This window comes from Candidatus Ozemobacteraceae bacterium (assembly GCA_035373905.1).
Taxonomy (GTDB): domain Bacteria; phylum Muiribacteriota; class Ozemobacteria; order Ozemobacterales; family Ozemobacteraceae; genus MWAR01.
Genome location: DAOSOK010000053.1, coordinates 1 through 25,235 on the forward strand (window position 1 = coordinate 1; position 25,235 = coordinate 25,235).

15 protein-coding genes are annotated in these 25,235 nt (G+C 59.6%); 8 read left to right on the forward strand and 7 right to left on the reverse strand.

The features are described from left to right. The 4 genes from PLU72_18655 to PLU72_18670 all read left to right on the forward strand — a co-directional run. On the forward strand, positions 1–329 hold a 329-nt coding region (locus PLU72_18655; protein ID HOT30206.1), incomplete at its 5' end, for a hypothetical protein. Between the two features lie 99 nt (positions 330–428). Then, positions 429–2,342 (forward strand): aconitate hydratase, encoded by a 1,914-nt coding sequence (locus PLU72_18660; protein ID HOT30207.1) that lies wholly within the window; start codon positions 429–431, stop codon positions 2,340–2,342. Between the two features lie 242 nt (positions 2,343–2,584). After that, positions 2,585–3,421 (forward strand): fumarylacetoacetate hydrolase family protein, encoded by an 837-nt coding sequence (locus tag PLU72_18665; protein HOT30208.1) that lies wholly within the window; start codon positions 2,585–2,587, stop codon positions 3,419–3,421. 67 nt (positions 3,422–3,488) lie between these two features. Then, positions 3,489–4,790 carry a tetratricopeptide repeat protein gene (locus PLU72_18670; protein HOT30209.1) on the forward strand — a complete coding sequence of 434 codons (1,302 nt, stop codon included), beginning with the start codon at positions 3,489–3,491 and terminating at the stop codon, positions 4,788–4,790. Between the two features lie 96 nt (positions 4,791–4,886). Here the strand turns inward: PLU72_18670 and PLU72_18675 are convergent, their stop codons facing one another. After that, the gene (locus PLU72_18675) at positions 4,887–6,728 is read right to left on the reverse strand and encodes a PQQ-binding-like beta-propeller repeat protein (GenBank protein HOT30210.1); all 1,842 of its coding nucleotides are present in this window, start codon (positions 6,726–6,728) and stop codon (positions 4,887–4,889) included. A 315-nt stretch (positions 6,729–7,043) separates the two neighbouring features. On the opposite strand from PLU72_18675, the gene PLU72_18680 reads away from it, so the two are divergent. Beyond that, entirely contained in the window at positions 7,044–9,029 is a 1,986-nt protein-coding gene (locus PLU72_18680; protein HOT30211.1) for a diguanylate cyclase, read from the forward strand. A gap of 77 nt (positions 9,030–9,106) precedes the next feature. Here the strand turns inward: PLU72_18680 and PLU72_18685 are convergent, their stop codons facing one another. From PLU72_18685 to PLU72_18695, 3 genes are all read right to left on the reverse strand, one after another. Further along, entirely contained in the window at positions 9,107–10,414 is a 1,308-nt protein-coding gene (locus PLU72_18685; protein HOT30212.1) for a S8 family serine peptidase, read from the reverse strand. Between the two features lie 49 nt (positions 10,415–10,463). Further along, positions 10,464–11,342, reverse strand: a complete 879-nt coding sequence (locus PLU72_18690; GenBank protein ID HOT30213.1) for a hypothetical protein — start codon at positions 11,340–11,342, stop codon at positions 10,464–10,466. 183 nt (positions 11,343–11,525) lie between these two features. Beyond that, the gene (locus PLU72_18695) at positions 11,526–14,279 is read right to left on the reverse strand and encodes a tetratricopeptide repeat protein (GenBank protein ID HOT30214.1); all 2,754 of its coding nucleotides are present in this window, start codon (positions 14,277–14,279) and stop codon (positions 11,526–11,528) included. A 157-nt stretch (positions 14,280–14,436) separates the two neighbouring features. Here PLU72_18695 and PLU72_18700 point away from each other — a divergent pair, with 157 nt between their 5' ends. After that, entirely contained in the window at positions 14,437–17,706 is a 3,270-nt protein-coding gene (locus PLU72_18700) for an Ig domain-containing protein (GenBank protein HOT30215.1), read from the forward strand. A gap of 87 nt (positions 17,707–17,793) precedes the next feature. On the opposite strand, the gene PLU72_18705 is transcribed toward PLU72_18700, so the two are convergent. Further along, the gene (locus tag PLU72_18705) at positions 17,794–20,586 is read right to left on the reverse strand and encodes a PAS domain S-box protein (GenBank protein HOT30216.1); all 2,793 of its coding nucleotides are present in this window, start codon (positions 20,584–20,586) and stop codon (positions 17,794–17,796) included. A 238-nt stretch (positions 20,587–20,824) separates the two neighbouring features. After that, a complete protein-coding gene (locus tag PLU72_18710) occupies positions 20,825–21,148 on the reverse strand; it encodes a hypothetical protein (GenBank protein ID HOT30217.1) in 324 nt (107 codons plus the stop codon). Positions 21,149–21,875: 727 nt separating this feature from the next. Here PLU72_18710 and folE2 point away from each other — a divergent pair. Further along, entirely contained in the window at positions 21,876–22,697 is an 822-nt protein-coding gene (gene folE2, locus PLU72_18715) for a GTP cyclohydrolase FolE2 (protein HOT30218.1), read from the forward strand. Positions 22,698–23,623: 926 nt separating this feature from the next. Here the strand turns inward: folE2 and PLU72_18720 are convergent. Continuing rightward, on the reverse strand, positions 23,624–24,121 hold the full coding sequence (locus PLU72_18720; protein ID HOT30219.1) for a hypothetical protein: 498 nt from the start codon (positions 24,119–24,121) through the stop codon (positions 23,624–23,626). A 384-nt stretch (positions 24,122–24,505) separates the two neighbouring features. Here PLU72_18720 and PLU72_18725 point away from each other — a divergent pair, with 384 nt between their 5' ends. Next, the gene (locus tag PLU72_18725) at positions 24,506–25,027 is read left to right on the forward strand and encodes a hypothetical protein (GenBank protein HOT30220.1); all 522 of its coding nucleotides are present in this window, start codon (positions 24,506–24,508) and stop codon (positions 25,025–25,027) included. Positions 25,028–25,235 lie beyond the last annotated feature (208 nt).

Sequence of the window (25,235 nt, forward strand, 5' to 3'; positions counted from 1 at the left end):
AGACCGGTGAAGATCTGTTCCTTCGCGAGGGCAAGGAAAACCAGAAGTTCCTTCCAGACATCTATCGGTGTCCGGAATGCGGCTACGAACAGGACGAGCCTGGAACGTGCCCCGACCACGACGAATCGGCGCTGGTCCTCGTCAGGTCGAAGGGGAAAAACCCGCTCGAGCCCTCGGATGTTGACGGAAACGAAGATATCGTTGTAGATATCCCTCTGACAGGTCTCTCCATCAAGAAGGCCGCACCCGCTTCAGGAACGGTTTCCCCGGCCCCGACGTCCCGAGCCGAGGAAGGACGGAAAGAGGAGGGCGTTCCGCAGGACAGGTAACCATGGTCTTTCAAGGGTCACCGAACGAAAAAACTGCCACCAGAAGGCAATCATCGACCGGCCGACTCTTTTTTTATCAGAACACACCAGGAGGAAGGAATGTCTCTGAATCTCACCCAGAAAATCATCCAGGCCCATCTTGTTTCCGGTGAAATGAAGCCGCAGAGCCCGATTGAGATCCGCATGGACCAGACGCTGACGCAGGATGCGACCGGCACGATGGCGTATCTGCAGTTCGAGGCGCTCGGCGTGCCGCGCGTCAAGACCGAGCTGTCGGTCAGCTACGTCGATCACAACACGATGCAGGAAGACTTCAAGAACCCCGACGATCACGCTTTTTTACAAACGATTGCCGCGAAACACGGCTTGGTCTTCTCGCGGCCAGGCAACGGCATCTGCCACCAGGTGCATCTCGAGAGATTCGGCAAGCCCGGCAAGACTCTGCTTGGCTCCGACAGCCACACTCCGACCGGCGGCGGCATCGGCATGCTCGCGATCGGCGCCGGCGGCCAGGACGTCGCGATGGCGATGGCGGGTTTTCCCTTCAAACTGAAGATGCCCGCGGTCGTCAACGTCGTTCTGAAGGGCAAGCTCCAGCCCTGGGTCAGCGCGAAGGACGTCATCCTCGAAATCCTGCGCCGCGAGACCGTCAAGGGCGGCGTCGGTTATGTGTATGAATACACCGGCCCCGGCCTGAAGAACCTCACCGTGCCCGAACGCGCGACGATCACCAACATGGGCGCCGAACTGGGCGCGACTACTTCGGTGTTCCCCAGCGACGACGTCACCAAGGCGTTTCTGGTCGCCCAGGGCCGTGGCGACGACTGGCAGGAGCTGGGCCCCGACAAGGGCGCGACGTACGACCGCGTGATCGAGATCGATCTGGACGAGGTCGAGCCGCTCGCTGCCTGTCCGCACATGCCCGACAAGGTCAAGCCCGTTCGCGAACTCGAAGGCATGAGGGTTCACCAGGTCATGATCGGAAGCTGCACCAACTCGAGCTACACGGACATGGTGAAAGCCGCCATGATCCTGAAGGGAAAGTCCGTCCATCCCGAATGCTCGCTCGGCATCGCGCCCGGCTCGCGCCAGGTGCTCCGCATGCTCGCCGACAAGGGCTACCTTGCCGACCTGATCGCCGCCGGTGCCCGCATCCTCGAGAGTGCCTGCGGCCCCTGTATCGGCCAGGGCTTCGCTCCGCCCACAAACGGTGTCTCCCTGCGCACCAGCAACCGCAACTTCGAAGGCCGCTCGGGAACCGCAACCGGCCAGATCTTCCTGGTCAGCCCCGAGGTTGCCGCCGCCGCCGCGATCGAAGGTCGTTTCACCGATCCACGCAAATATGAGAAGGCGCCGAAGGTCAGCATGCCCAAGGCATTCACGATCGACGACTCGATGTTCATCTTCCCGCCGAAGGAAGGCTCGAAGATCGAGATCTCGCGCGGCCCGAATATCGCCCCGCTGCCTGTGCGAGGCGCCATGGAAAAGGAACTCGGCGGCTCGGTCCTGATCAAGGTCGGCGACAACATCACCACCGACCACATCATGCCGGCCGGCAAATATCTGCCCCTTCGCTCGAACGTGCCTGAATACGCGAAGCACGTCTTCGAGGGCGTCGATAAGGAGTTCTACAAGCGCGCCACGGAGAAGAAGGGCGGCTTCATCGTCGGCGGCGAGAACTACGGCCAGGGCAGTTCCCGTGAGCATGCGGCGCTGTGTCCGATGTATCTCGGCGTGAAAGCCGTCGTGGTCAAGAGTTTCGCCCGCATCCACCTCGCGAACCTCGTCAACTTCGGCATCGTCCCGCTGACATTCAAGAATCCAGGCGATTACGACAAGATCCAGCTGGGCGACGAACTGTCGATGGACGTTCACGGCCTCACCGGGGAACTCGTGATTCGAAACAAGACCCGCAACTTCGACATCCACGTCACTCACACCCTGACCGACCTCGATCGCAAGATGCTTCTCGCCGGCGGCCAGCTGCCATACGTGAAACAACAGGCCCATTGATCCTGACAGCGGGCCGCCGGGAGGCGGCCCGTTTCATTTACGGAGACGCGCAAGTTCGTGCGCGTCCTTCACTGATTCTCCATCCCAAAAAGTCGATCCGGCGTTCCCGTTCGTGCTGAGACTGTCGAAGCACGAGAGGCTCTCGCCCCCTTCGGGAGGCTCAGGACGGGCTTCGACAGGCTCAGGGCGAACGGGGCGTTTTCCCGACGCAGGACTCGATCGATACTGGAGGTTTGGATCCCATGCTTGGAAAAGGATGCGATGCGAAAGGCTCGAACGTGTGGCGCTGGTGGAGCGACTCCGACGCCGCATGGGAATCGGTAACCTTCGAGGAGGGTCTTTCCCGCCTGAAGGCGGCGCAAGACAGTATTCCAACTCCTCATATAATATCACAAGGAATATCATCTGCGGGTCGGCTCGAAGCGCCTTTCGGCGGTTCCAAGATTCTCTGCGTCGGCAGGAACTACCGCCCGCACGCGGAGGAACTCGGCAATACGATTCCGAAAGAGCCACTGTGGTTCATGAAGCCGGCAAGTTCGCTCGCGGGTCCGGATGGAACAATCCTCCTCCCTTCCGGTTTCGGGAGGATCGATTACGAAGGCGAACTCGTCCTGGTGATCGGAACGGAAGCCGCGAACGTCAGCCGTGAAACGGCCCTGGACATCGTGGCCGGCGTGACGCTCGCCATCGACGTCACCGCCCGAGAACTCCAGAAGGCCGACGGGCAGTGGACGCGGGCGAAGGGGTTCGACACGTTCTGTCCGCTGGGACCGGTTATCCTTCCCTTCGGCCCGTGGGCGTCGGATGCGCGGCTGACGACCGTTCTGAACGGGAAAACGGTCCAGGACGACTGGACGACGTCTCTCGTCTTTTCGTACGCCGACCTGATCGCCCATATCAGCGGCTGCATGACCCTGATGCCGGGAGACCTCATCCTGACGGGGACCCCCGCGGGCGTCGGGCCGCTCGCGTCTGGAGATTCTATAGATGTATCTATAGCAATTGCTCGCGGGCGCTCGACCGCGGACGATCTCGTCATGACCCTGTCGATGAGCGTGTCCGATAGACCGTCGCATTGACAGGCCCGGCCGGGTCTGGTATGGTCTTGTTCCAATAACGAGACCTGATCCGGAAGGAGTACATTCGATGAAACGCATCATCGTCGGAGTCGTCACAGCAGGATTGATCGCCGTTACGCCGCTCTGGGCCGCCGGGGCCCGCGAGGGAAAGGTGCACGGCAGTTATATCAACGTCCGTTCCGAGGCGAACCACTCCTCGAGCGTCGTCACGAAGAAACTTCGCGGCGACAGGTATACCATCGAATTCGAGGAGAAGGGCTGGCTCAAGGTGGTGTTTGACGATGGAACCAGGGGCTGGATCTTCAACAGCGTCGTCGAGAAGCAGCTTGCGAAAGAGGCCGCCGCCGAACCGAAGCATGCCTCCGAACCTCCCGTCGCCTCGCATACGGCAGCGCCGGCGCTTCCGAAAGGCGTTGCCGATTCCGCGAAGCCGGGAGAGAAGAAGGATACAGCCGTTGCCGCGACCGCACAGAAAACGACCGGCGAGCAGAGAAAGCCCGATGCGCACAGCTCGGTGAAAATGCCCGAGGGGAAGGAATCCCAGACGGGCAAAGCCGACGCTTCCAAGCCTGAAACGGGGAAGGAAAAGGCCGCCTCCGCACAGAAAGCCGGTGATAAAGCCGCGGCAGACGAAAAGGCGAAGGCCGAAGCGAAGACGCCGGCGAAGGCGGCGGAAAAAACCGGACAGAAGGAGCAGACTCCGGCGAAGGCCGAGGAAAAGGCAAAAGAAGATTCCAAGGCGAAGAAGATCGACGAGAAGAAATCGGCAGACGAGAAGCAAAAGTCCGCGAAGAAGGACGAGCCCGAAAAATCGGCGAAACACGAAACTTCGGTGAAACAGGCGGAAATCCCTGCGGCGAAGGCTGTCAGCACGAGCAAGTCGGCGGCCGATTTTTACCACGAGGCGATCGAACTGTACGAGAAAAAACGGTATCAGGAGGCGCTCGACGCCAACAGGGCGGCCCTCCAACAGGCTCCGAGAAATGCGGAAATCCTGAACAACATCGGAAACTGTCTCTTCAAGATGGGCAAGATCCAGGATGCGATCACGAACTGGAAGGAAGCCCTCAAATCGGCCCCGAAACAGGCCAAAATCTGCAATAACCTCGGCATCGCCTATTACCAGATCGATGAAAATGACCGTGCCGTCGAGTTCTACAAGAAGGCGATCCTGTTCGAGCCGCAGTTCGCCGATGCCTATTATAACCTCGCATCCGTCTACGGCTTCAAGGGCCAGTTCCGTGACGCTCTCGACAATTACCGGAAATACCTCGAGTTCAATCCCGACGCGACGATGAAAAAGCTGACCGAGGAGCGCATCGACTACTGCCAGAAGCAGCTCGACGCCCCGAAAAAAGACAAGAAATAGTCACGAGGGAGCAACAATATATCTATTGATATCTGACGCAGGGGCGGGTTTCATTCCCGCCCCTGCGTCATGACCGGCTTCGTTCCATTCGCGCGATCACTCTGCGCCCTTCCTCAGGCAGAAGAGCGAGCCGGATTTCGTCCGGACGAGAAGGCCGAAATCGGCGACGACGAGAGACTCCTCGGTCAGTTCGCCACCGACGTGAACGCGCCATTTCTCGGCGTAGCTTTCACGGTGCATCCCGATGACCCAGCCGTCCTGAGTGCCGATATACATCATCTTGTCCTCGAACACGGGGCCGGCCGCGTAGATGTGCTTCGGGAACTCCCGCGCCTTCTCGAACTTCCCGTCGGCCGGGTCGATTTTCCAGAGAATGTCCTTGAATCCGAGATATCCGTTCGCGATGTCGACGGCGGCGGGCATCAGAGGAAGCCGATGCTCCATGATCATCTTCCGTGAGCTGATCCGGCCACCGTCGAGTTGCAGCCTCACATACTCGCCGTTTTCCGAGAGGAAGGCGCACTCGTCCTTCATCGGGACGGGAGCCGTGACGGGATGCCAGTCGGAGCCGCGCGCCTCGTAGACTTTCGTCCCCTTCGCGAGATCGAAGGTGACGACCGCGCCGGAGATGAACCCGGCGTAGACGCGGTCGTTGCTGATGGTGAGCAGCGCGCGCTGGCCTTTTCCGGAGTATTTCGTGTCCTTGTGCTGGTATTCCCAGAGCTGGTCGCCGGTGTCGGCTTTCAGAGCCACGATCCTGGCATTCTGGCAGGCGAAGACGAGAATGTTGTTCGCGAAGGCGACGTACGGGCTCCGCAGGAACTCCTCGGTGAAATACCGGTTGATTCGCTGCGTGGCGTCGATTCCCTTGATCCAGAGCATCGCCCCCGTTTTCAGGGAAACGGCGCCCCAGTAGCCGTAATCAAACATCGCCAGCACCAGTCCCGGCGCGACGTCGGTTCGGATGAGCATGGGAATGCCGATATCGGGAGATGCGTCTTCCGGCGGAAGTTCGAGCCCGGGAAGCTTCCCCGGCCACGAACAGGACGCGGTCTGTGTCAGAAAGTCCTTGTCGTAACAGACGAGCCCCTGACGGGTCGGGATGAACGGTTGATCGCATCGGGTCCACGCGGGGGCTGGAATCGCGGCCTTTTCCTCTTTGCTGCGGATCAGGTCGCCCGTCGCACCCTTGAACGCTTTCGCGACGCTCGTATCGTAGCTCCAGACGTGTTCCGCTCCGAACTGGGCGGCGCTGGGAATGCGGGCGAGGTATTCCTCGAGCGGAGCGTAGAGGTCCGGCCGGCTCCAGAGGATGCGGCTTCCGGCTTCACCGGCGAAACTGGCGAACCCGAAATGAATACCCAGAAGGAGCAGGATGGCAGCGGAGTAGCCGTATTTCCGGCCGTCCGCCCATTCGGAGCCGAACAGCACCTCGAAGAAGTATTTGACGAACAGCGATACAAAAAAGTTCGCCAGCGTCAGGCCGACGAGGATGATCGATATGCCGCCGGACATGAGGATCGGGAAGGGGATGTCCTTCTTCGACCAGGCGGTTTTCATGATCCCGAGAATTTCTCGCCAGTTGTTGATGAACGGGGTCCAGAAGTCCCCGAACCATGCGTTGAAGACGCCCGCCGCGAGCATGAATCCGAACAACGAGGTGTAGACGATCGAGCGCATCATGAAATGCATCAGGAGCATCAGCACGCCGAGGCCCCCAAGGAAGACATACGACTGGATCGTGAAGACGGGAAGGCTCGTATACGACCCGATCAGTTTTCCGAAGAAAAAAGCCTGGAGCAGGACGACGATCGCCAGCGGCATCATCAGGAAGAAATTCATGAACGTGCCTGCGGGTTTCGGCTTGGCCGGCGGCTTGGAAACGGGGTTGATGACGGTTTTGACCGGATTCTGGCTTACGACGACGACTTCATCCATGGGCAATCCCCCCTGGCATCTCTGTGCCTGGTTCAACGTAGATGCAATACGCCCCTATGTATCGGCCGATGTCTGATGCCGGCGAAGACATTCACCGAAAATCGACCATGCTGCGAACCCGGATGCCCCGGAACGCGTCTTTCGTGAGCGGACGAAATCCGGAAATTTTCCTGAAAATCCTCCGCACTTCAGACGTTCGTCTTGACACGAGTCCCGGTCGATCATACTATGATACCGTGTTCTGCCTTCAGGCAGGAGACCGCATTTGCTGTGCCGCATTGCCAGGGGAGTTCAAGGAGGGCATCCGTGCCGTCGATGATAAAACACCTGTTCATGAAGATCGCCAACGAGCGGGATTCCGAACTCGAGGCCTGCGAATATCTCGATTCGTTCGCGAAAAAATGCGGCTTCATGCCCGAAACGATCGACGAGATGCGCCTTGCATTCATCGAAGCGATCATCAACGCGAAAGAACACGCCCCGAAGGGCCTCCCCGACACGAACCAGGACATCTACGCGGCCTTCACCCACGACCAGGACCTCCTCACCATCGAAGTGCGCGACTTCGGCACGGGGTTCGACCCTTCGACGGTCGAAAAACCCGACATCAAGAAGAAGATGAAATCGTCCTACAAGCGCGGCTGGGGCCTGATGCTGATGGAAAAGCTGATGGACGGCTGCGAGGTTTCGTCGTTCCCGCCGTCGGGCACCCTCATCAAGATGGTGAAGAAGCGGCTCCAGGTCGATCCGCAGGGCGTCGACGACATCGTGCGCGAGCGCAAGCGGATCGAGCGGCTCAAATACATCCTCGGCAGTTTCCTCGATCTCAGCTCGTTCCTCTCGCAGAAGCGCGACCTCGAGACTGGCCTGCGCTCGATGCTCCGGATCATGCTCGGCACTCTCGGCATTTCCAGGGGTGCGATCTTCATCTACGATCCGTCAAAAGAAGAGATGCACAGCGCCGTCGACATCAAGCTCAAAACCCAGGAGCGCCTCCCGAAATTCCGGATCTCGACCAAGCTGATCCAGCAGATCTCCCGCCAGGAATCCCTTGAGGTCACCGACACTCTGCTTCACGAGAATCCTGAAATATCGGCCATCTTCTCGAAGGACGAGGTCGCCGGCTGTTATCTCCTCCGCATCGACAGCGACGTGCTCGGCGTGCTGCTCCTGGGAAACACGTTCCGCACCGAAGAGAAGGAATCCTACGACGTCGATATCATGACGACCCTCGCCAGGAATATATCGTCGGCTATAAATACGTTCCGCCTTCTCGAGCAGCTCAAGGAGACGAACCAGGAGCTCGATCTCCACGTGAAGGAGCTCGACGCCGTCCGGGAGGCCAGCCAGCTGATCTCCTCCGAGCTCGAGATCGCGAACCTGCCGTTCACCGTCGAGCGGATCTTCGCCAACATCCTGAAGGTCGGAAAATTTTCGCTCTCCATCCTGGACGCCAACGAGAACAAGTTTCGCATCTGCCAGACGATCCGCACGCTCCCCCTCGTCCTCGACCAGTGGTCGTCTCCGATTTCCCGCTACGTCATCCAGAAAATGGAGCCCTTGTTCGTGGCAGACACTACGAAGGAAAAGCGGTTCCAGTTTCCGCGTGCGTCCGCCTACGCCTCGAAGTCGTTCATCGTCATCCCGATCATCGTCCAGGAAGAAGTCCTCGGCCTCGTCTCCCTGACCGACCGCATCGACGGCCTGGAGCTGACCGAGCGCGATTTCAATCTCGCCCGCCTCCTGAGCGCCCAACTGGGAATCGCCCTCAAGAACGCCAACCTCTACAAGCTCGGAATCTCCGACGGGCTCACGAAATTGTATACGGCTCACTATTTCAAGATGAGGCTCGCCCAGGAAATCTCCCGCTCGAGACGTGTGAAATCCGCGCTGTCCCTGATCGTCTTCGACATCGACGGGTTCCGCGATATCAACGGGAGCCTCGGGAACGACACGGGCGATTTCGTGCTGTCCCGCACCGGCTGTCTGATCCGCCGGCATATCCGGTTCAACGACATCGCCTGCCGAATCGGCGGCGACAAGTTCGGCATCATCCTATCCGACACGGGTTTCGAGGGCAGCATGACGGTTGCCGAGAAACTGCGCGCAGCGATCCCCGCCCAGAAACTGACGAACAAGTCGTCCGAGATCCACGTGACGGCGAGTTTCGGGCTGGCGACCTACGACAACGTGATGAGCATGGAGCAGTTCGTCGAGTCCGTCGAGAAGCTCATCGAAGCTGCCCGAAGCAAGGGCGGGAACGCCATCGAGACGATGAGGCCGCCGGACAAGAACGACTGAGCTGCGGGACCCTGGATACGGCGAAAGCGCCGCGCGATCGTTGCGCGGCGCTTTCGCCGTTCCGGTTCTTCGATGCGTTACAGAGGGGGAACGGGGAGCGTGTCCGAGGCATCCGGCGGGGCCGGGGGATTTTCGAGATACTGGAGCATGGCGAGCGGGTCGGCGAGGCCGTTCCCGTAATCGTTATCCGGGCCCGTCGGTCCGAGATCTCGGCTGGTGAGGGCCAGGGTCGCGAGGATCGTCTCGAGTTCGACGTCAGGCTTCGACTGGCGGATCTGAGCCCAGACGCCGGCGAAATGCGCCGCCGCCTGGAGGGTTCCCGATCCCTGCCGGTAGGTGTTTCCGGTCGCTGGGCCCGTGACGGCGAGTCCGGGGGCCATGTAGTCAGGCTTGCGGAGCTGGCAGCCGTCGACGATGGCGGGGCCGCAACCGGAGAACGCTGCCCGCGACTTCCATTGGTCGAGAGCCCCGATGGTCAGGACATCAGGAAGCGCCGCCATGCCGGTGATCCGGCTGGGGTTGTTGCCCGCGGGAAGGATCGGAAGAATCCCAGCCATTTTGCAGGCAGCAAGCGCATCGCGAATGGCGCGGGGGGCTGCGCTCTGGAAGTCGACGGCGAGCAGGAGGGCGGCGGGCCGCGTTCCCTCGACGGGTTCGAGAGCCCATTGGATGGCGGAAAGAAGATCGTCGGCGGCAACCTTCCCGCGAGGAAGGGTCGCAAGGGCGATGGAGACGTCAGGAGCCGTGCCGATCGGTTTCTCGGAGGCCTTTCCCGCAAGCAGGCCGAGTGGGTGCAACAGCATCAGGTCGTCGGTGCCGCGCGCGGGTGATCTGCCGAACGTGCGACGGACGACGATACGATCGGCGATTGCCGGATGATCGAACGGTACGTCGGGACCGATGACGGCGACCATCACTCCTTTCCCGGTGAGGTTCCGGAGACGGGCGAGATCCCATGAGCCGCACATGACATGGTTCCAGGACGGGGGCATACGTTGGGGTGGGGCGTCGGCGATGTCGTTCGAGACCGGGACAGCAGTGGAATCAAGCGTTTCGAATCGGAGAGACGGCCATTCGGCGTTCAATCGGTCGACCTGTTCGTCCGAAAGACGGGCGGTGACGCCGCGGGCGGCCCAGATGTCCCGCGCCTCAGGATCGCAGGTTCCGACGATCGTGCGGATGGAGTCGGCAACGCGCCCCCCCTCCTCGCGAATGGCGGCAAAAGCCCTGTCGCGTGAGGGAAGAGCGGAAAGTCGCTCGGACATGGCCTCCGCATCGACCGATTCCTTGGTCGTCACGAAACGAAGGGTACCGCAGAAAGCCGGGCCGCTCAGGAGCGACCCGGCAATTATTGCCGTCAGAAACGGAAAACCGAAACCTCTCACGTCGTGTCCCTCCTCCTTCTCCTACTATCGGCCGGGGACGGGGGGAACCTTACTGTTTCACGTTGGTGACGACTTCTTCGCCGGTCGGTTCGTTGATGATTTCATACGTCTTGCCGCAGATCTCCCATTCGCCCGTCGACCAGCCGTTCGACTTGGCGCGGAGGAGCTCGAACCAGATCTTGTTCACGTCGAACTTTCGGTTGGTGCGGGTGGTGATGGTCTTGATGACCTGGAACGACACTTTTGCGAGAAGGATCGGCTGGCCGTTCATGTGGCCTTCGAACTGTTGATGCACCTTCAGGTTCTTGATGACGCCGCCGGAAGCCATGCCCTTGAGGATGTCAAGGATGTCGAGGCTGATCGTCAGTTCGGCCTGGAAGTTCGTCTGTATCGACTGCTCTTCGGACTGCCAGGTCGAGCCCTTGTTCTCGCGGTCGATTTCGCGCCCCTTGCGATACTTGTATCCGGGCTCGGTGTAGCCGTAGCCGGGAAAGTATTCGCGGAACTGGTCGGGAGAGATCTTTGTCGTGACCTGCTGGACGACCGCTGCTTTCACGACGCCGAGCGCCGTCGTCAGGGCGCGGCGCGCCGCCGGATCGAGCGACTTGTAAATGTCGCTGACGGCTTCGAGCGACTCGAGATTTTCTTCGAGGGTCGCGAGCAGGAACTTCGCAAGCTCCGAGCTCTGCTTGGCATGAATCTCGAGGCAGCTGTTGTACCTGGCCATGTTCTCTTCGGTGGGATTTTTCGTATACTCGATGAGGAGTTCCGTCGAGAGCCAATACTGGCGAACGATCTGGAACGTCTGCGTCTGCAGGTCGAAATGCTTGTGCCCGGGGGCATACCCGTCGAAAGCCGCAAAACCGGGCACGACGGATACGAGGGAAAGAAACAGAACCGTTACGATCATTAGCAGATGCTTATACATTCTCTATACTCCTCCTGGGATGGTAACGAGTCATCCAGATACAATGATACCTCTGTATCGACGTCGATACAATCCGGCGGCAGGGTACAAAACAGGCGTTTCCTCTGAACGGCGTGTCATACGCGCGTGTCGGAACGGCGCGACTCTGATGTTACATGAAATATGCAGTTTGTGCGGTGCGGATCAGATGATGGCTTCCCATTCGCCCGGGAGAGTGAGGACGACGACGCGGGTGGTGGAAGTGGTTCCACCGGCCGGCCGCGCCAGCGAGGCGCCGGGGTACACGGCCCTGAGAATGGCGTTCAGGCGGAGTATCGCGCTCTTGAAGGCGGCCTGGTCGCATTCCGGATCGTACGGAAGGCCCCAGGCACTTGTGTACAACGAAGCCGAATCGACGGGATTGGGAAAGGCCAGAAACAACTGGCTGAGCATCCGGTGCGGGATCGAACCGGGCTTGAGAACGGCCGTGCTCCTTCCGTGGCGGATCTCGCCGGACGTTCCGTCGAACGTGAATGCGTCGGAACGGACGGAACGCTTCCAGACGGAATAGTCATCGATATGCATCGGCCTCGCCTGCCCGTTCCGGATCAGCGTCACGAATTGGGCGGCGCGCGAAGGTCCGTTTTCACGAAGACTCAGGAGTCGGTTGAAATCGCGTTCGCGTTGCCGGAACGCGGCGAGCAGGTCGGGCGGGGTTTTTCCGACGAGATGATCGAGGAGGGCGGAAGACTCCGTGGTTTCGATGGCCGCGAGGGGACCGGCGTAGAGGGGCCAGAAGGGGTCGAAACCGTTCGTTCCGGGATACAGCCGTATATCCTCGGAGACCTGCCGGGACGAAACGACGTCGGGAAACAGAAGACCGGCGAGGATGCGGGATTGCCTGGTCCGGACGCGGTGCGGCGTGGATGCCATTCTGGCGAGAGCGCGGGAAAGCGTTCCCGGGGCGTCGGGCATGCCGAGGCGCGCCATGCAGACGCCCATGCCGAAAGCAATGTCGCCGAGTTCGGAATTCGACAGTTCGATCCCCTGAATGCTCGAAAGCAGCGTCTGGAACAAGGAGAGCCCTCCGCGCGCGTCGCCGAGCAGAAGTCGTCGTTGCGCCCGGAGATGGTCGATCGTTGAGCGAACGCGGGGCTCCAGATGGTCGGGCGAGGGAAGCATTGACCACCACGAATCTGCCGCTCCCTGCTTCCCAAGAAGATCGCAGGTCCATCCGAGATACGCTGCGGCCTCGAACGAACCGCCCGCATGTCCGAGTTTCTCCATCGACGCCCGGACGTCCTTGAACAGGCGGAAGGCCTTCGTCAGATGTCCCATCGAGAGATGCAACACGCCGAGGAGAAGGCCTGCCGATGCGGCTCCGGGGCGATTCCCAAGCTGCGAATGGAGCGAGACCGCCCGCGACAGATACAAGGCCGCCCGCCTCGAGTTCCCGAGATCGTGCTCGACGAGACCGAGATTCTCGAGAATACGGGCCTGTTCGAGGGCGGATCGTGACGACCACGCCGACGACAGGGCCGAGAGAAAATACCGCCGCGCTTCCTCGGGCCGTTCCCGGGTGATCATGAGCCGACCGAATGCATCGTCCGTCTCGGCGATTTTCGACGGCAGCTTTGCCGAAATGAAGCATTCTCGTGCGAGGGACAGCTCGGCCATCGACTCGGTGAGCCTGCCGGACAACCGCAGGATGTCGCCCGTGGCGAGCGCGAGGTCGCCGAACTCCGCCTCACCGCCATCGAGGCCTTCGTAGAGTGATTTGCCCCGGTCGAGAAGCGCGAGTCCATCGACGAGCCTGTTCTCGCGGGCGGAGATTTTCGCCGCGATGACGAACAGGCCGGAAGGCAGGGGGAGCTCCGAATCAAGATATCGCCCGATCGCCTTCTGCAGGAGATCGATCCTGCCGGCGTCGAACAAAAGTGCCCCGTGTCGGGAAATGGCGGCGAGAGCCTCCTCGTGGAACCCCATGACGATCGCGATTCTGACGACGGCCTCGACGACGGCGGGACCGCGTGCGTCGAGATGCGCCCTGACCCAGTTCAGGACGTCTCCCCGCCTCGGTTCGAGAAGGCCGGGATGACGTTCGACGTATCTCGTGACGAGCCGCGGAACGGACTGCCGCTCGAACGGTTCGCGGTCGGCGAAGGACGAGAGAAAACCGTGGAGCGAAACGTGGGCGGAAGGCTGGAGGAAAGCGATGACGATAGCGTCGAGCCACCGCAGGAAGTCAGGATCGTCATGGTTATAGAGAGGAAGGTATTCTGTCCGGACGATGCGGTCGCGCACGACCGGATGGTTCCGGAACGTCAGGCGTTCGAGCGTTTCTGCCGGCGCGTTCGCGCGCGGACGGGGCAGGGGACGACCGAGCAGGGACGTCGGATAACGGATGAAAAACCGGCCGTCCCAGGACATCCTTCCGGCGGCGTCGCGCGGGTCGAGTTTCACGGGGGTGCGCGAGAGACCCGGCGGCGGAAGTTCCGGGTGGGCCATGCGTCCGCTCCAGGCAAGCAAGAAGGATATCCGCTTCAAGACGGTGTCGGAGGTCTGCGCGGCCGTCTGGAGCAGGCTGTGCGCCTGAAAGGGGGCGCCGCCAAGGAGCCCGGCCAGCGTCACGAGATCAGGTGCGTGATCGAGGTCGGCGAAGAGGTCGACGAGCGTCTGCTCGATCGTCGAGACCGTGATCCGCGAAGTTCCGACGAGCACGTCCTGTGTGTGCGCAGGCCGTCCCGCTCCGTGCGTGACGAAGACGAGCGGCGTGTCCCCCAGCATCCTGTTGCGGCGGCGGCGGCGCGTGACGATCGTCAGTCGCTCGCATGGGCCGGGAAAGACGCCGAGCAGGCAGAGCGCAGACACGTGCGAAACGTATTCGCCGTCTCGTTTGGTCAGCTCCGAAAGCATCGCGAGAACGTCCGGAGGAAATCTGTTCGTCTTCGCCGGCATCAGAATACCGAAACACGGATCGAAGCACGGTTTGATGAGAACAAAACGGCACCTCGGGTTCCATCAGTGAGAAATCTTCGAAGTAAGCCTTCGAAGGGTATGGTATGCTCGCCTTCGTATAACGTTCTTTTCATATCACGTATTTCGAGGTATTGCCATGAAGAACCGTTTCGCGATCCTGTCGACCGTGATTCTCGTCACTGCGGTTGTCTTTGCTCTCGGATGTCTCGGGGGCGGCGGCAGTGGAACCGCACCGGCCGCGCCGGCCGATGTGACGGCGATCCGGGCGACGCTGAAAGGGTTCTTCGACGCGATCTCCTCGAGAGATCCGGTGAAGGCGGCAAACTACTTTTCCGCCCAGCGCCGCGCCTCAGGGGTCGCCGGAAGCAGCGTCGAACGCCTCTGGGTCCGCTCGTTCGGAAACGACATCAACAACCCCGCCGACGACGCGAGCTACACCTTCGATATCATGCGCTCCGAAATCTCCTGGAGCGAGGGACGATACGTCGTTCCCGCCACCTGTTTCGGCTTCGATGAGCCCATAGTGATCGTCTTCTATCTCGTCTTCGAGAACGGCGCGTATGCCATCGACGGGATCGGCGTCGACGGTGGCGAGGGAAATCTCGCCGTGAACGCTTCGCTCGCCGAGTTTTTCCCTGCCCGTGAAGGCGACAAACTCTTCTACGCCATCGAGACTCAGGGCGTCCCGCGGACGGACTACGGCATCCTCCAGACCGTGTCGGCGCCGACGAGCATCGACGGACGCATCGTGTACACGGTCGTCAGGTCACCTCTCGCCTTCTCGCAGCTCGACGCCACCCTCGGAACCGGCGGCATGCCCTACAGCTATGACGCCCCGCTCGGCTCGGTGCGCGATATTCGCCGTTCGATCGCGGCCGATCTCTTCCCCGGAAACGAGTCCTCCCAGCTCGAGGGAAGCTACCGGTTTGCCGTTACCGGCGGTCTCTTCTACTACGGCCCGAACAGCTCCTTCAACGGCGGAAAGCCCTGGAAGATTCTCAATGATCCGGTCGTGACCGGCGACGTCACCGTGGCCACCGTGACGTTCACCTACAAGGGCCAGACCGTCACCTGCACCAAGACCGCCACGGTCGGCGAATATGATCTGCTCGTGAATCTTCCGATGGCGGCCGGAGGCGCGGAACTCGCCGTTCCCATCGAGATCACGACGACCTATGCCGTTCCCGGGAATCCCTACTCGGCCGACACCGGCAGAACCGTGGAAAAGGCGGTCATCTACCTGCTGAAGAGCGTCGGCATCGGCGCTATCGAGGATTACGACCCCGCCACCGACAGGGTGCTGTTTTTCCAGACGGCCCTGAAGGGCTACGTCAACGGCACGGTGCTTGCCAACCCGGTGCGCGTGCTCGACCCGGGAGCCCTGGAAGCCGTGGCATACAAGGAGTTCACGCACGCGTTCGAGGCGGACGGCGGTGCCGAGCCCTATACCTGGACCGGCACCCTCCCGGCGGGCTTATCCATCTCGAAGGACGGCGTGATTTCCGGCGCGCCTCGAGAGGTTGGCCCGCAGACATTCGAAGTCGTCGTGCATGATCGTTACGGCCAGGCGGCCACGTATTCTTCAATGATCAGCGTGACAGGAGACGCATTCGGCATCGTCGATCCGGGAAACCTGGGAGCCATCGTTGGCGTCGAGTTCCTGCGCTACATCGACGTGGCCGGCGCCGTCGGCGCGGTAACCTGGACGAGTTCCGATCTTCCGGCCTGGCTCACGCTCGACCGCTCGAACGGCCTGTTGAAAGGTACCCCGACGGCGGCCGGCCCTTATTCGTTTACGATCACCGTCACGGATGCCGCAACCTCGAAATCCGCCACCTGGAGCGGCATGATAAGCGTTCAGAGCGAGGCGTCGGTCTACGAGATCGTCGGGTCGCCGTCGGTGACCCTCCCGACTGGCGTCGTCGGTCTCGGGTATCGGTACGTCTTCACGACAACAAACGGACCTAATCCTTCCTCCTGGTCCCTCCCGGATGCAAATATGCCGCCGGGCCTGACTCTCACCGCCGTGGCTTCCTCCGGCATTCTCGAGGGAACCCCCACAACGGCCGGGGCGTACGCGTTCCGCGTCAGGGTATACGACGACCTCGGCTCGGGCACGATCTCCTGCTCGCTGCTCGTGAAAAATCGCATGACCTACGTGGCAACCCAGACGTCCGATACCGTGATCCGCGTGACGTTCGACAGAGCGGCGAACCTCTCCGCCATGACCAACCCCGCGGTGTACGCCGTCGAAAACTTCGAACTCGACCAGCTGTACCAAACGCCGATCAATCGGGAATGGATCGTCCCGACGACCGTTACCGCCGACCGGACCGGGTTGTTCGCCGATCTCGCGTTCGGTTCGCCGCTTCCCTCGACGAACGCCACGCTGAAGCTGAACGTCTCCGGCCTGATGTCGGCAGACGGGAACTACCTCGCGTCGGGGCCGTCTGTCGACATCGGGAATCGCCTCGTGTTCCGCGACTTCAAGAGTTGGTCGAAGCTGGGTTTCTCGGAAACTCTGCCGCAGAAAATCATCCTGCCGCCCCTCAACGACAACCGGATCTTCTTCCTCATGAATAATGCCGTTCACGAACGCCGACTGAACATCTCAGGCAATACGTTTACCCAGTCGCTTCCCGAGGGCTACGACGGCCAGTGGTTCAAGCCGATCGCCTCCAGTTGGATGTTCCAGGACATGTATGTCGCCAGCGACGCCATGGGCAACCTCTCATCGGTTCATTTGATCGCGCAGGGAATTCCTCCGTATAGTGGAATATATTTCCAGTATCAGAACCTCGTCGGCGGGGTTCCCTCGGCGACCATCTCGAGCGAATCGACCGGGCTCATGCTCTCGGGCACGGCGTTCTACGGGAAGGGAGAGTTCTACAACGGCGCCCGCATGGCATTCAATATGGCCGGAACGGAGATGGAAAGCGCCAACCTTCAGTTGCCGGGTATCCCGAGGGTCACCTCGATCAATTTGCCGTCAGGGGTCATGGCCATGGATTACTACCAGTTCTCGAACTCGTATCCCGTGGACATCATGGCGATCACCGCCGACCGCACCATCAGGTCATACAGTCTTGATGAATACGGTTCGATCATGACGGCGCCCATGACCCACACGCTGGCCCCGGCCGCCGGATCGACGGGCGTTCCCTTCGGCTACGACTGGCTCGAAGACGATTCGGCGTATCATCTCGTAGCCGATCCCGACAGAAACAGCATTTACAAACTTGTAAACCAGAACGGCGGCTGGTCGACGGTCTGGGAGATCGGCCTCCGGCAAGACACCGCCATGGCCGTGTGGGGCAGCGTTCGTACTCCCTTCTGGATCAAAAAATACCGGGGCAGAATCTTCGTCGCCGACGCCGACGGCATCAGCATGTTCGAAGAATACTAATACGCATACGAGAAACACTCCTCAGGCTTCGGCGGGGGAGTGTTTCTTTTTGGTGGTAGGGAGATACGTTATCGATAGTGATATATATCAGGTCTGACGGAATATCAGATGGCGGTTCAGGAGATCGGCAAGGTCGGTGATCAGGTAAGGCTTGCGAATGCTGGCCGTGAAGCAGAAATTTTCGGGGTGTAAGATCGCGGGGTCTTCGACGTATCCGCTCGAGACGAAAACCGGCAGGTCGGGGAACGACATCCTCAATTCCCGTATTGCTTCCTTCCCGCCCATGCCGTCTGGGATCGTCAGGTCGAAGAAGGCTGCGCGGATCGATTCCCCCGTATCCCGGGACTCGGCGAAAATCCTTAGCGCCTCGCGGCCATCACCGGCCATGACGACGCTGTAGCCCATGGATTGGAGCATCTGTCCCAGCACATCGCGAATCACGGTCTCGTCGTCCATGATCAGAATGGTGCCCGAACCCCGGTGTTGGTGCAGTCTGCAGCCGTCAGCCGTCCCGGCGATGCTGCCTGACGCGGGAAAATACAGATGGAACGTTGATCCCTTTCCCTGCTCCGATTCGACGAGAATGAGCCCGTCGTGCTTCCGCATGATGGAGTAACAGATCGAGAGGCCGAGACCGTTTCCCAACTGCTTCGTCGAGAAAAAAGGGTCGAAGATCCGGCCGAGCAGGTCCCCGGGAATCCCGACGCCTGAATCGGCGATGGACACTCGGACATATTTGCCCGCTCCGAGAGAGGGAACTTCGCCGCTTTTCAGGTGCATGTTGCCGGCGGTGATGACGATCCGGCCGCCGCGAGGCATCGCCTGCTGGGCGTTGATCACGATGTTGCTGATCACCTGGCCGACCTGGTTCTCGTCGAACTCGCAGAGCCAAAGATCTTGCTCGAACTTGAAATTGCACAAGATATTCGAGCCCGAGAGAGCGAATGCAGCGCTGTCCTCGAGGACGTCCGTCAGCCGTCCCGCCTTGCGTTTTGGAGCGCCTCCCTTCGAGATGGAAAGCAGCTGCTGGGTCAGGTCGCGGGCCCTGGAAAAGACGCCGAGAGCCTTGTCGAGATGTCGTAGGACGTCTTCCGGATTGTTTCTGTGCATCCTGGCAAGGTCGAGATGACCGAGAATCCCGCACAGGAGATTGTTGAAGTCGTGCGCGATGCCGCCGGCGAGCAGACCGAGCGAATCGAGTTTGTCGATGCGCCGCAGGCTCTCCATCATTTTCAGCTTCTCCGTCATATCACGGATGACGGTGACGATGCCGGTGATGGCGCCCGTGCGGTCCCTGAGGGGCGCTGCCGAAGCTGAAATCTCATGCCGGCCGCCGGCTCTCGAAACGAACTCGGAATGCCCTGCGGTTTCGACGATGCGACCGGTCCTGACGGCCTCTTCGAAGAGGCTCGCGAAAGCCTTCGAGGTGCTTTCGGGGGAGGCGGCCAGCACGGTCTCGAAGGGACGCCCCAGGGCCTCGTCCTGGGACTGGCCGGTGATGTCTTCGGCGACCTTGTTCATGATCTGGATCCGGCCTTCGATATCCGTCGTGATCACGCCGTCCCCGATGCTTCTGAGCGTGGTCGCCAGCTGTTCCTTTTCTGCCGATATTGCCGCTTCCGCGTTTTTTCTGTCGGTGATATCGATGGAATATCCGGCGACGGACGGAGGATTTCCGCTGATCGTGATGGGAAAGGTGATGTTCGTATACCACCGGCCGTTTACCAGGGTTTCATAGGAAAACTCCCGGCCTTCACGCAGAACGATGCGATCGCCGTCATTCATCCGGCCTGCCGCCTCCGGCGGGAAAAGGTCATTCGCCTGCTTCCCGATCATTTCTGGAATAGGCTTTCCCAAAAGGCCCTCGTGATTTCGGCTCAGAATGGTATATTTCAGAGTATCATCTTTGATATATATATATGCAGGACTATGGTCGAGGAACTGCCGGAATACTTCTTCGTTCTCGCGCAACGCGAGATCGCTCCGTAAACGCAGGAGCATCGTTCCGGCCTGGAGAGCGATCATCTCGATGCAGCGTCGTGACTCGGCCGGGATCGAGTCATGCACGTGCGAAGCCAGGTTGAGAACGGCGACGAGCCGATCGCCGCTCTTCACCGGGATGACGGCGATTCCGCGAAGGCGTTCCCTCATGATGATTCCTCGGTCATTCGGAAAAGACTCCGGATGGTTGACGTAGAGAGGCCCGCTGTCTCGAAGCATTTTCAGGCGCGGCGAATCGGCCTCAAACCGGGTTACGGCGGAGATATACTCGTTCGACAAGCCGTGATGCGCGATTAATTCGAGCGAGCCTGTACGATGGTTGACGACATAGAAACCGCCGCAGTCGACACAGTCGAGCTGAAGACCTGCGTGAAGCACCTTTTCCGCCGCTTCGCGGAGATCCCTGCAGGAATAGAGATTGTGAACGACGTCGTGATAGATTTTTTCCATCCGCGCGGAGACGATGCGTTCCGTCACGTCGCGGTCGGAACCACGGAATCCGAGCATGCGGCCGCCCCCGTCGATGATCGGCTCGGCGTTGCTCTCGAGATATAGATAATTTCCGTCCCGGCGGCGCCAGCGGATGATCCAGCGCCGCCAACCGCGCTTTTCGGCGAGAAGGCCCGAAAGTTCCGCCTTGACCCAGGCGCTGTCATCCGGATGCATGAACGGAAAGGCCGGTTTCCCGAGGAACTCCTCCGGAGAATAACCCAGGATCGCCTGCAACATCGCATTGGACGACGTGTGACGGCCTTCGAGGTCCATCGTCCAGATCCATTCCCCGGTCAGTTCGGCGATGGCGCGGTATCGTTCCTCGCTCTCGCGGAGACGTTGCTCGGCATGGAATCGTTCCATGGCGTCTGACGCACGTGTGTCCATCAAACTTCCTCGTCGCTTCATAGTGCTGAACTGCCGCACGGACATGATCGGGCTCATCAGCCGGCGGCACAGACGCATGTCTTTTTCTTCGCGTCTGCAAACAAATATATCATGCAACGCCTGAAACAGCCAGTGTCATGCAGGGGAAACGGCTGGCCGTTTTGCATCACGGGGATACGAGAGGGAACGTAAGGGTCGACCTCATTTCTCCGGGGGGCGCATCATTGTATTGAATGTCTCAGTGGATGATTCGATGAAGTTCCTCGAAACTGGATTTTAGCCGCTCGATATCCTCCGCCCGCGGCTGTGAGGTCAGGTCTTTCGTGAGCTCGTCCTGGAACCGGGCGGCGGAGGTGATGGGAAATGCGGTCCGTATCGTGCCGTCGTGGCCGATGATGAGGCAGAAGCCCGTTTCGGTGGGAATACGACCGAGGGCCGGCGGTTCAGGCGGTGCGAGTCGGAATGCGTGGCCCGGGGTGAGCGGCATCGCGTATGCCACGAGATCGATGATCTGCACGGAGCTCGTGTCGAATCGCGCCGAGGCGGACTGTACCTCGCGCATGAGCCTTTCGAGACGATCGGATGGCGGCCCCTTCCAGAAGCGGATGACCAGGTGCGTGGTCCCCCGTCAGCGACGCCCCGAACAGCGCATGATCGATCCGCACCTGGTAATGCGTCGTCGCATCTGCCGACGCATACGTCGCCCACCCGACCCTGAACGACGCCGGCCGAATCTCCGAAATCTTCGGAGCCAGGAGATGCTCCCCGCTTGATCTGAAGACATGTTCAAAACACCTCGCCGCGTCTGGAACCGCGAGGACCAGCGCAAAAAGGGCGACCAGCATGCGTACTCTCATGATATCCGCCTATTTCTTCAACATGGAATTTCCAGATGCATGATGAAACGACGCCGGCATCGTTGACGACCAGGACGCAAGGAAGCGATCCGTCGTTCATGCGATACGATGTATTCCCAGGCGTACTTCCGCCTCTCGAAGTATATCAGGCATCCGGTCCTTCTTCTCGTCATGTTTCAAAAATCTCGCGTCTCGCCGGATGAGAAAGGCGTGCTGGATGCATCCGAAGCGAATATGTATGAGAACATCGCGAATCTGAAATAGAGGTCTCTATACCAAGTCGCGATCGTTCGACGGATTCGTGAGATGCCTGGCGCCGAGAGATCTGTCGGGAAAGACGGATCAAGGGCAACCTTGGCTTCCGGCTGGAATTCGGTTACAATCTGCCGATCCGGAATTTGAGATTTGCCGTCGGAAGAAAGAGTTTCAGCCATGCCGTTGCACGATACACAATCCATGCGCGATCATCGGGCAATCCCGCTCGACAACGTCGGGGTCACGGGGTTGCGCATTCCCATCACTGTTCTCGACCGGGCGCAGGGACGCCAGGAAACGGTGGCCCAGGTGTCGCTTTCGGTGAGCCTCCCTCACCAGTTCAAGGGGACCCACATGAGTCGATTCATCGAGGTCCTCAACCGGCATCGGGGCGAGGTTACGATGAATACGGTTCCAACGATCCTCGCGGATTTGAAGACCCGCCTCGATGCCGAAAAAGCCCGCGTCGAAGTGGAATTCCCGTACTTTCTCGAACGGGAGGCCCCGGTTTCCAGGGCCAGGGCTCTCATGGACTATGAATGCCTGTTTATCGGGGAAGCCAACGGCAACAGGGAGGATTTTATCCTGGGCGTCGCCGTTCCCGTGACGAGCGTTTGCCCCTGCAGTAAATCGATCAGCGAATATGGGGCCCACAACCAGCGGGGAATCATCGAAATCCGTGTCCGTTGCCGGAAGTTGCGCTCCGGGTTGCGAGACCTCGTCTGGATTGAAGAATTGATCCAGATTGCGGAAGAATCTGCCTCCGCGCCGGTCTACCCCATGCTCAAACGACCTGATGAACGACATGTCACGATGCTGGCCTACGACAACCCTGCGTTTGTCGAAGACATGGTGCGGAATGTCGCCCAACGGCTGCAGAATGACCCCCGGATAACCTGGTTCGCCATCAAGGCCACCAACCAGGAAAGCATTCACAACCACAACGCCTTCGCCCAGATCGAATGGAAACGGGCTTCAGCCTCGAGGAAAACCACCTGACCGCGAGGCTTCCGATCTTCACGGCCTGCATCGGCGCGAAAAAGCTCAGGTCTGACGCGCAAACGCTCCTGGGCGATCGCGGTCTGACTCGCGTTCCCTATGCGACCGTTCGTATTCCTTGATAATCAAGAGCGTATCGACATCCCGACGGGCGGTACTGGCGTTGGAGAATCTCGGCAGGTCGCGGTATAGTGTTCCACATGGTACTACTCGTCACAAGGAACACGACAATCACCCGCATACTCGATACCGTTCGTGCTGAGCTTGTCGAAGCACGAATGCACTCGCCCTTCGACAAGCTCAGGGCGAACGGCTGTGCCTTGTCGGTCTGGAGGAATTATATATTACTCATGATAGCTGTTGCCTAACATATGAGACGAGTGGTAATTCCTGACAATACGCGGAGTGATATCCTTCGCCGTTTTTCAAAGCTGAAAGTCTGGAAGAGAGGAGACCAGCGCGCTCCTCACAAGCCTCTGCTGGTTTTACTTTCGCTCGGGAGAGTCGCGGCAGGAAGTGAACGGCTCGTCAGATTTGCCGATATCGAGCGGAAGCTTGCAAAACTTCTTCGCGACTTCGGACCGTATCGCCGTTCCTATCACCCGGAATTTCCCTTCTGGTACATGCAGTCTGACGGATTATGGGAAATCCCCTGCGTTGAGCGCCTCAGAAATGAAAAGAACTTCTCCGGAATCAGCCGCGGTCTGTTTCTTCAGAACGATGCTGCCGGAGGTTTCCCGTCGGATGTGTATGATGCGCTGAAGAAAGATCCGAAGCTGATCAGGGACGTCGCCAGATCGATACTCATTGCTCACTTCCCCGAGTCGTATCACGAAGATCTTCTTTTGGAAACCGGACTCGAATGTCTGATGGGTTCGAATGCCGGGATTGATATCGATAGCACTAATGATATATATACAGCTACATTAGCTAGCCAGAAAAGAAATGCGGAATTCCGCCATCGAATCCTTCGTGCATACGAGTATCGGTGTTGTGTTTGCGACCTCGGCCTTCAGCTCGGTCTCGCACCGATCGGCGTCGAGGCGGCCCACATCAAATGGCATCAGGCGGGTGGTCCCGCCGAAGAGCCGAACGGTCTTTGCCTCTGCGCTCTTCATCACAAGCTTTTCGACCGCGGCGCCTGGGGATTGACGGAATCGCTCCAGGTCGTCGTGTCGGAAGAAACGAGCGGCCCGGGAAAGGAAGAATGGCTTCTCCGCTTCCTCGGACGGAAAATCCGCGTTCCCACCCGCGCTGACTACAAACCCGCAGATGCCTTCAGACAGTGGCACGTCAAGGAAGTCCTCCAGCATCCCTTTCTGGCTCTTTGATTGCCGAACATTGTTTCGCTGAAGAACATCACGGTAACTTCGGCATACCAAATGCGGCCATTCGAGCGTCGAGTGGCCGGCATACAGCAGCATTGTAGTATTATATATAGTATCTGATAATATCTGCGGTGCGATGACGAGCAGGGTCAGCCCCCGGCTTCGATCCAGACCAGCGGTTCCTCGCCCTTGTCACGGCGGAATACCTCCCTCCCTTGCCGATATGCGGCCGCAGCAAGGCAAGGAGCCGCTCATCGCCGGAATGAACGTTCAGATCAATGGCGACCGCTTTTTCGAAAAAGCGACCCAATCAGGGTCTCCGCACCTTGATAAACATCAAAATCCACATACCAGGAAGGGCACTGAATATTTTTTTCAGATACTGTGAAATTTTGTCTGAGAATTTTCGAATGTATGGATGAAGGGAAAATATCCTGGGCAAAATGAAGGGGGTAACAAGCATCGAAAGAGGTGATGCCGATGATCGAAAACCCGGAGGATTCGAGTAAGACCCGATACCTATGCATCATAGAAAACGACCCTGCCCGCATCGAACGGATGACCGCGGCTCTCGTGCCTTTGAATCAGGTATATACGCCGGTGTATTTGCATGAAGCCCGCGCCGCCATCGAATGGTTGAAAGCGAACATCACGGAAGTCGCCTTCATATCTCTCGATTATGATCTCTACCGCCCGGGTGAAACAATGCCCTGGCCCGGCGATGGCATGGATGTCGTGGAATGGCTGGAAACTTCGCTGTCGAAGGCCGACCATCGTCCCATGGTCATCATTCATAGCGCACGGTGTAAAACCGCGCAGATGATGTACAACAGGCTGAAAAAGGCCGGCTATATGACGGTCCAGATACCTCCGCATCAAAATGACCGCTGGATCGAGGAGGAATGGGTTGGCGTGTTTAGCAGTCGTTGGTCCTTGCGCTCTGCTCTCGAGGAGATCGAAAAGAAATGGCCCGGGTTGCTGGAAGCCCTGGGTGATGAATGAACGTTCGAAAGGGGGATGGGCACGATGCCGAAAATGACGCATGGCAGTATGATCGATGTCCAGGACAAGGGCGCCCAGAAAATCATTCTCCAGGCCGTTATCACCTATATCAATCGATATTCCGGTGTGATGTCGAGGTCCGGTGTGTCCGTCCTTCATTTCCGATGGGCCCCATTTCCGGTTTGTCGGTCGGGGGCCCGCGGCGCTG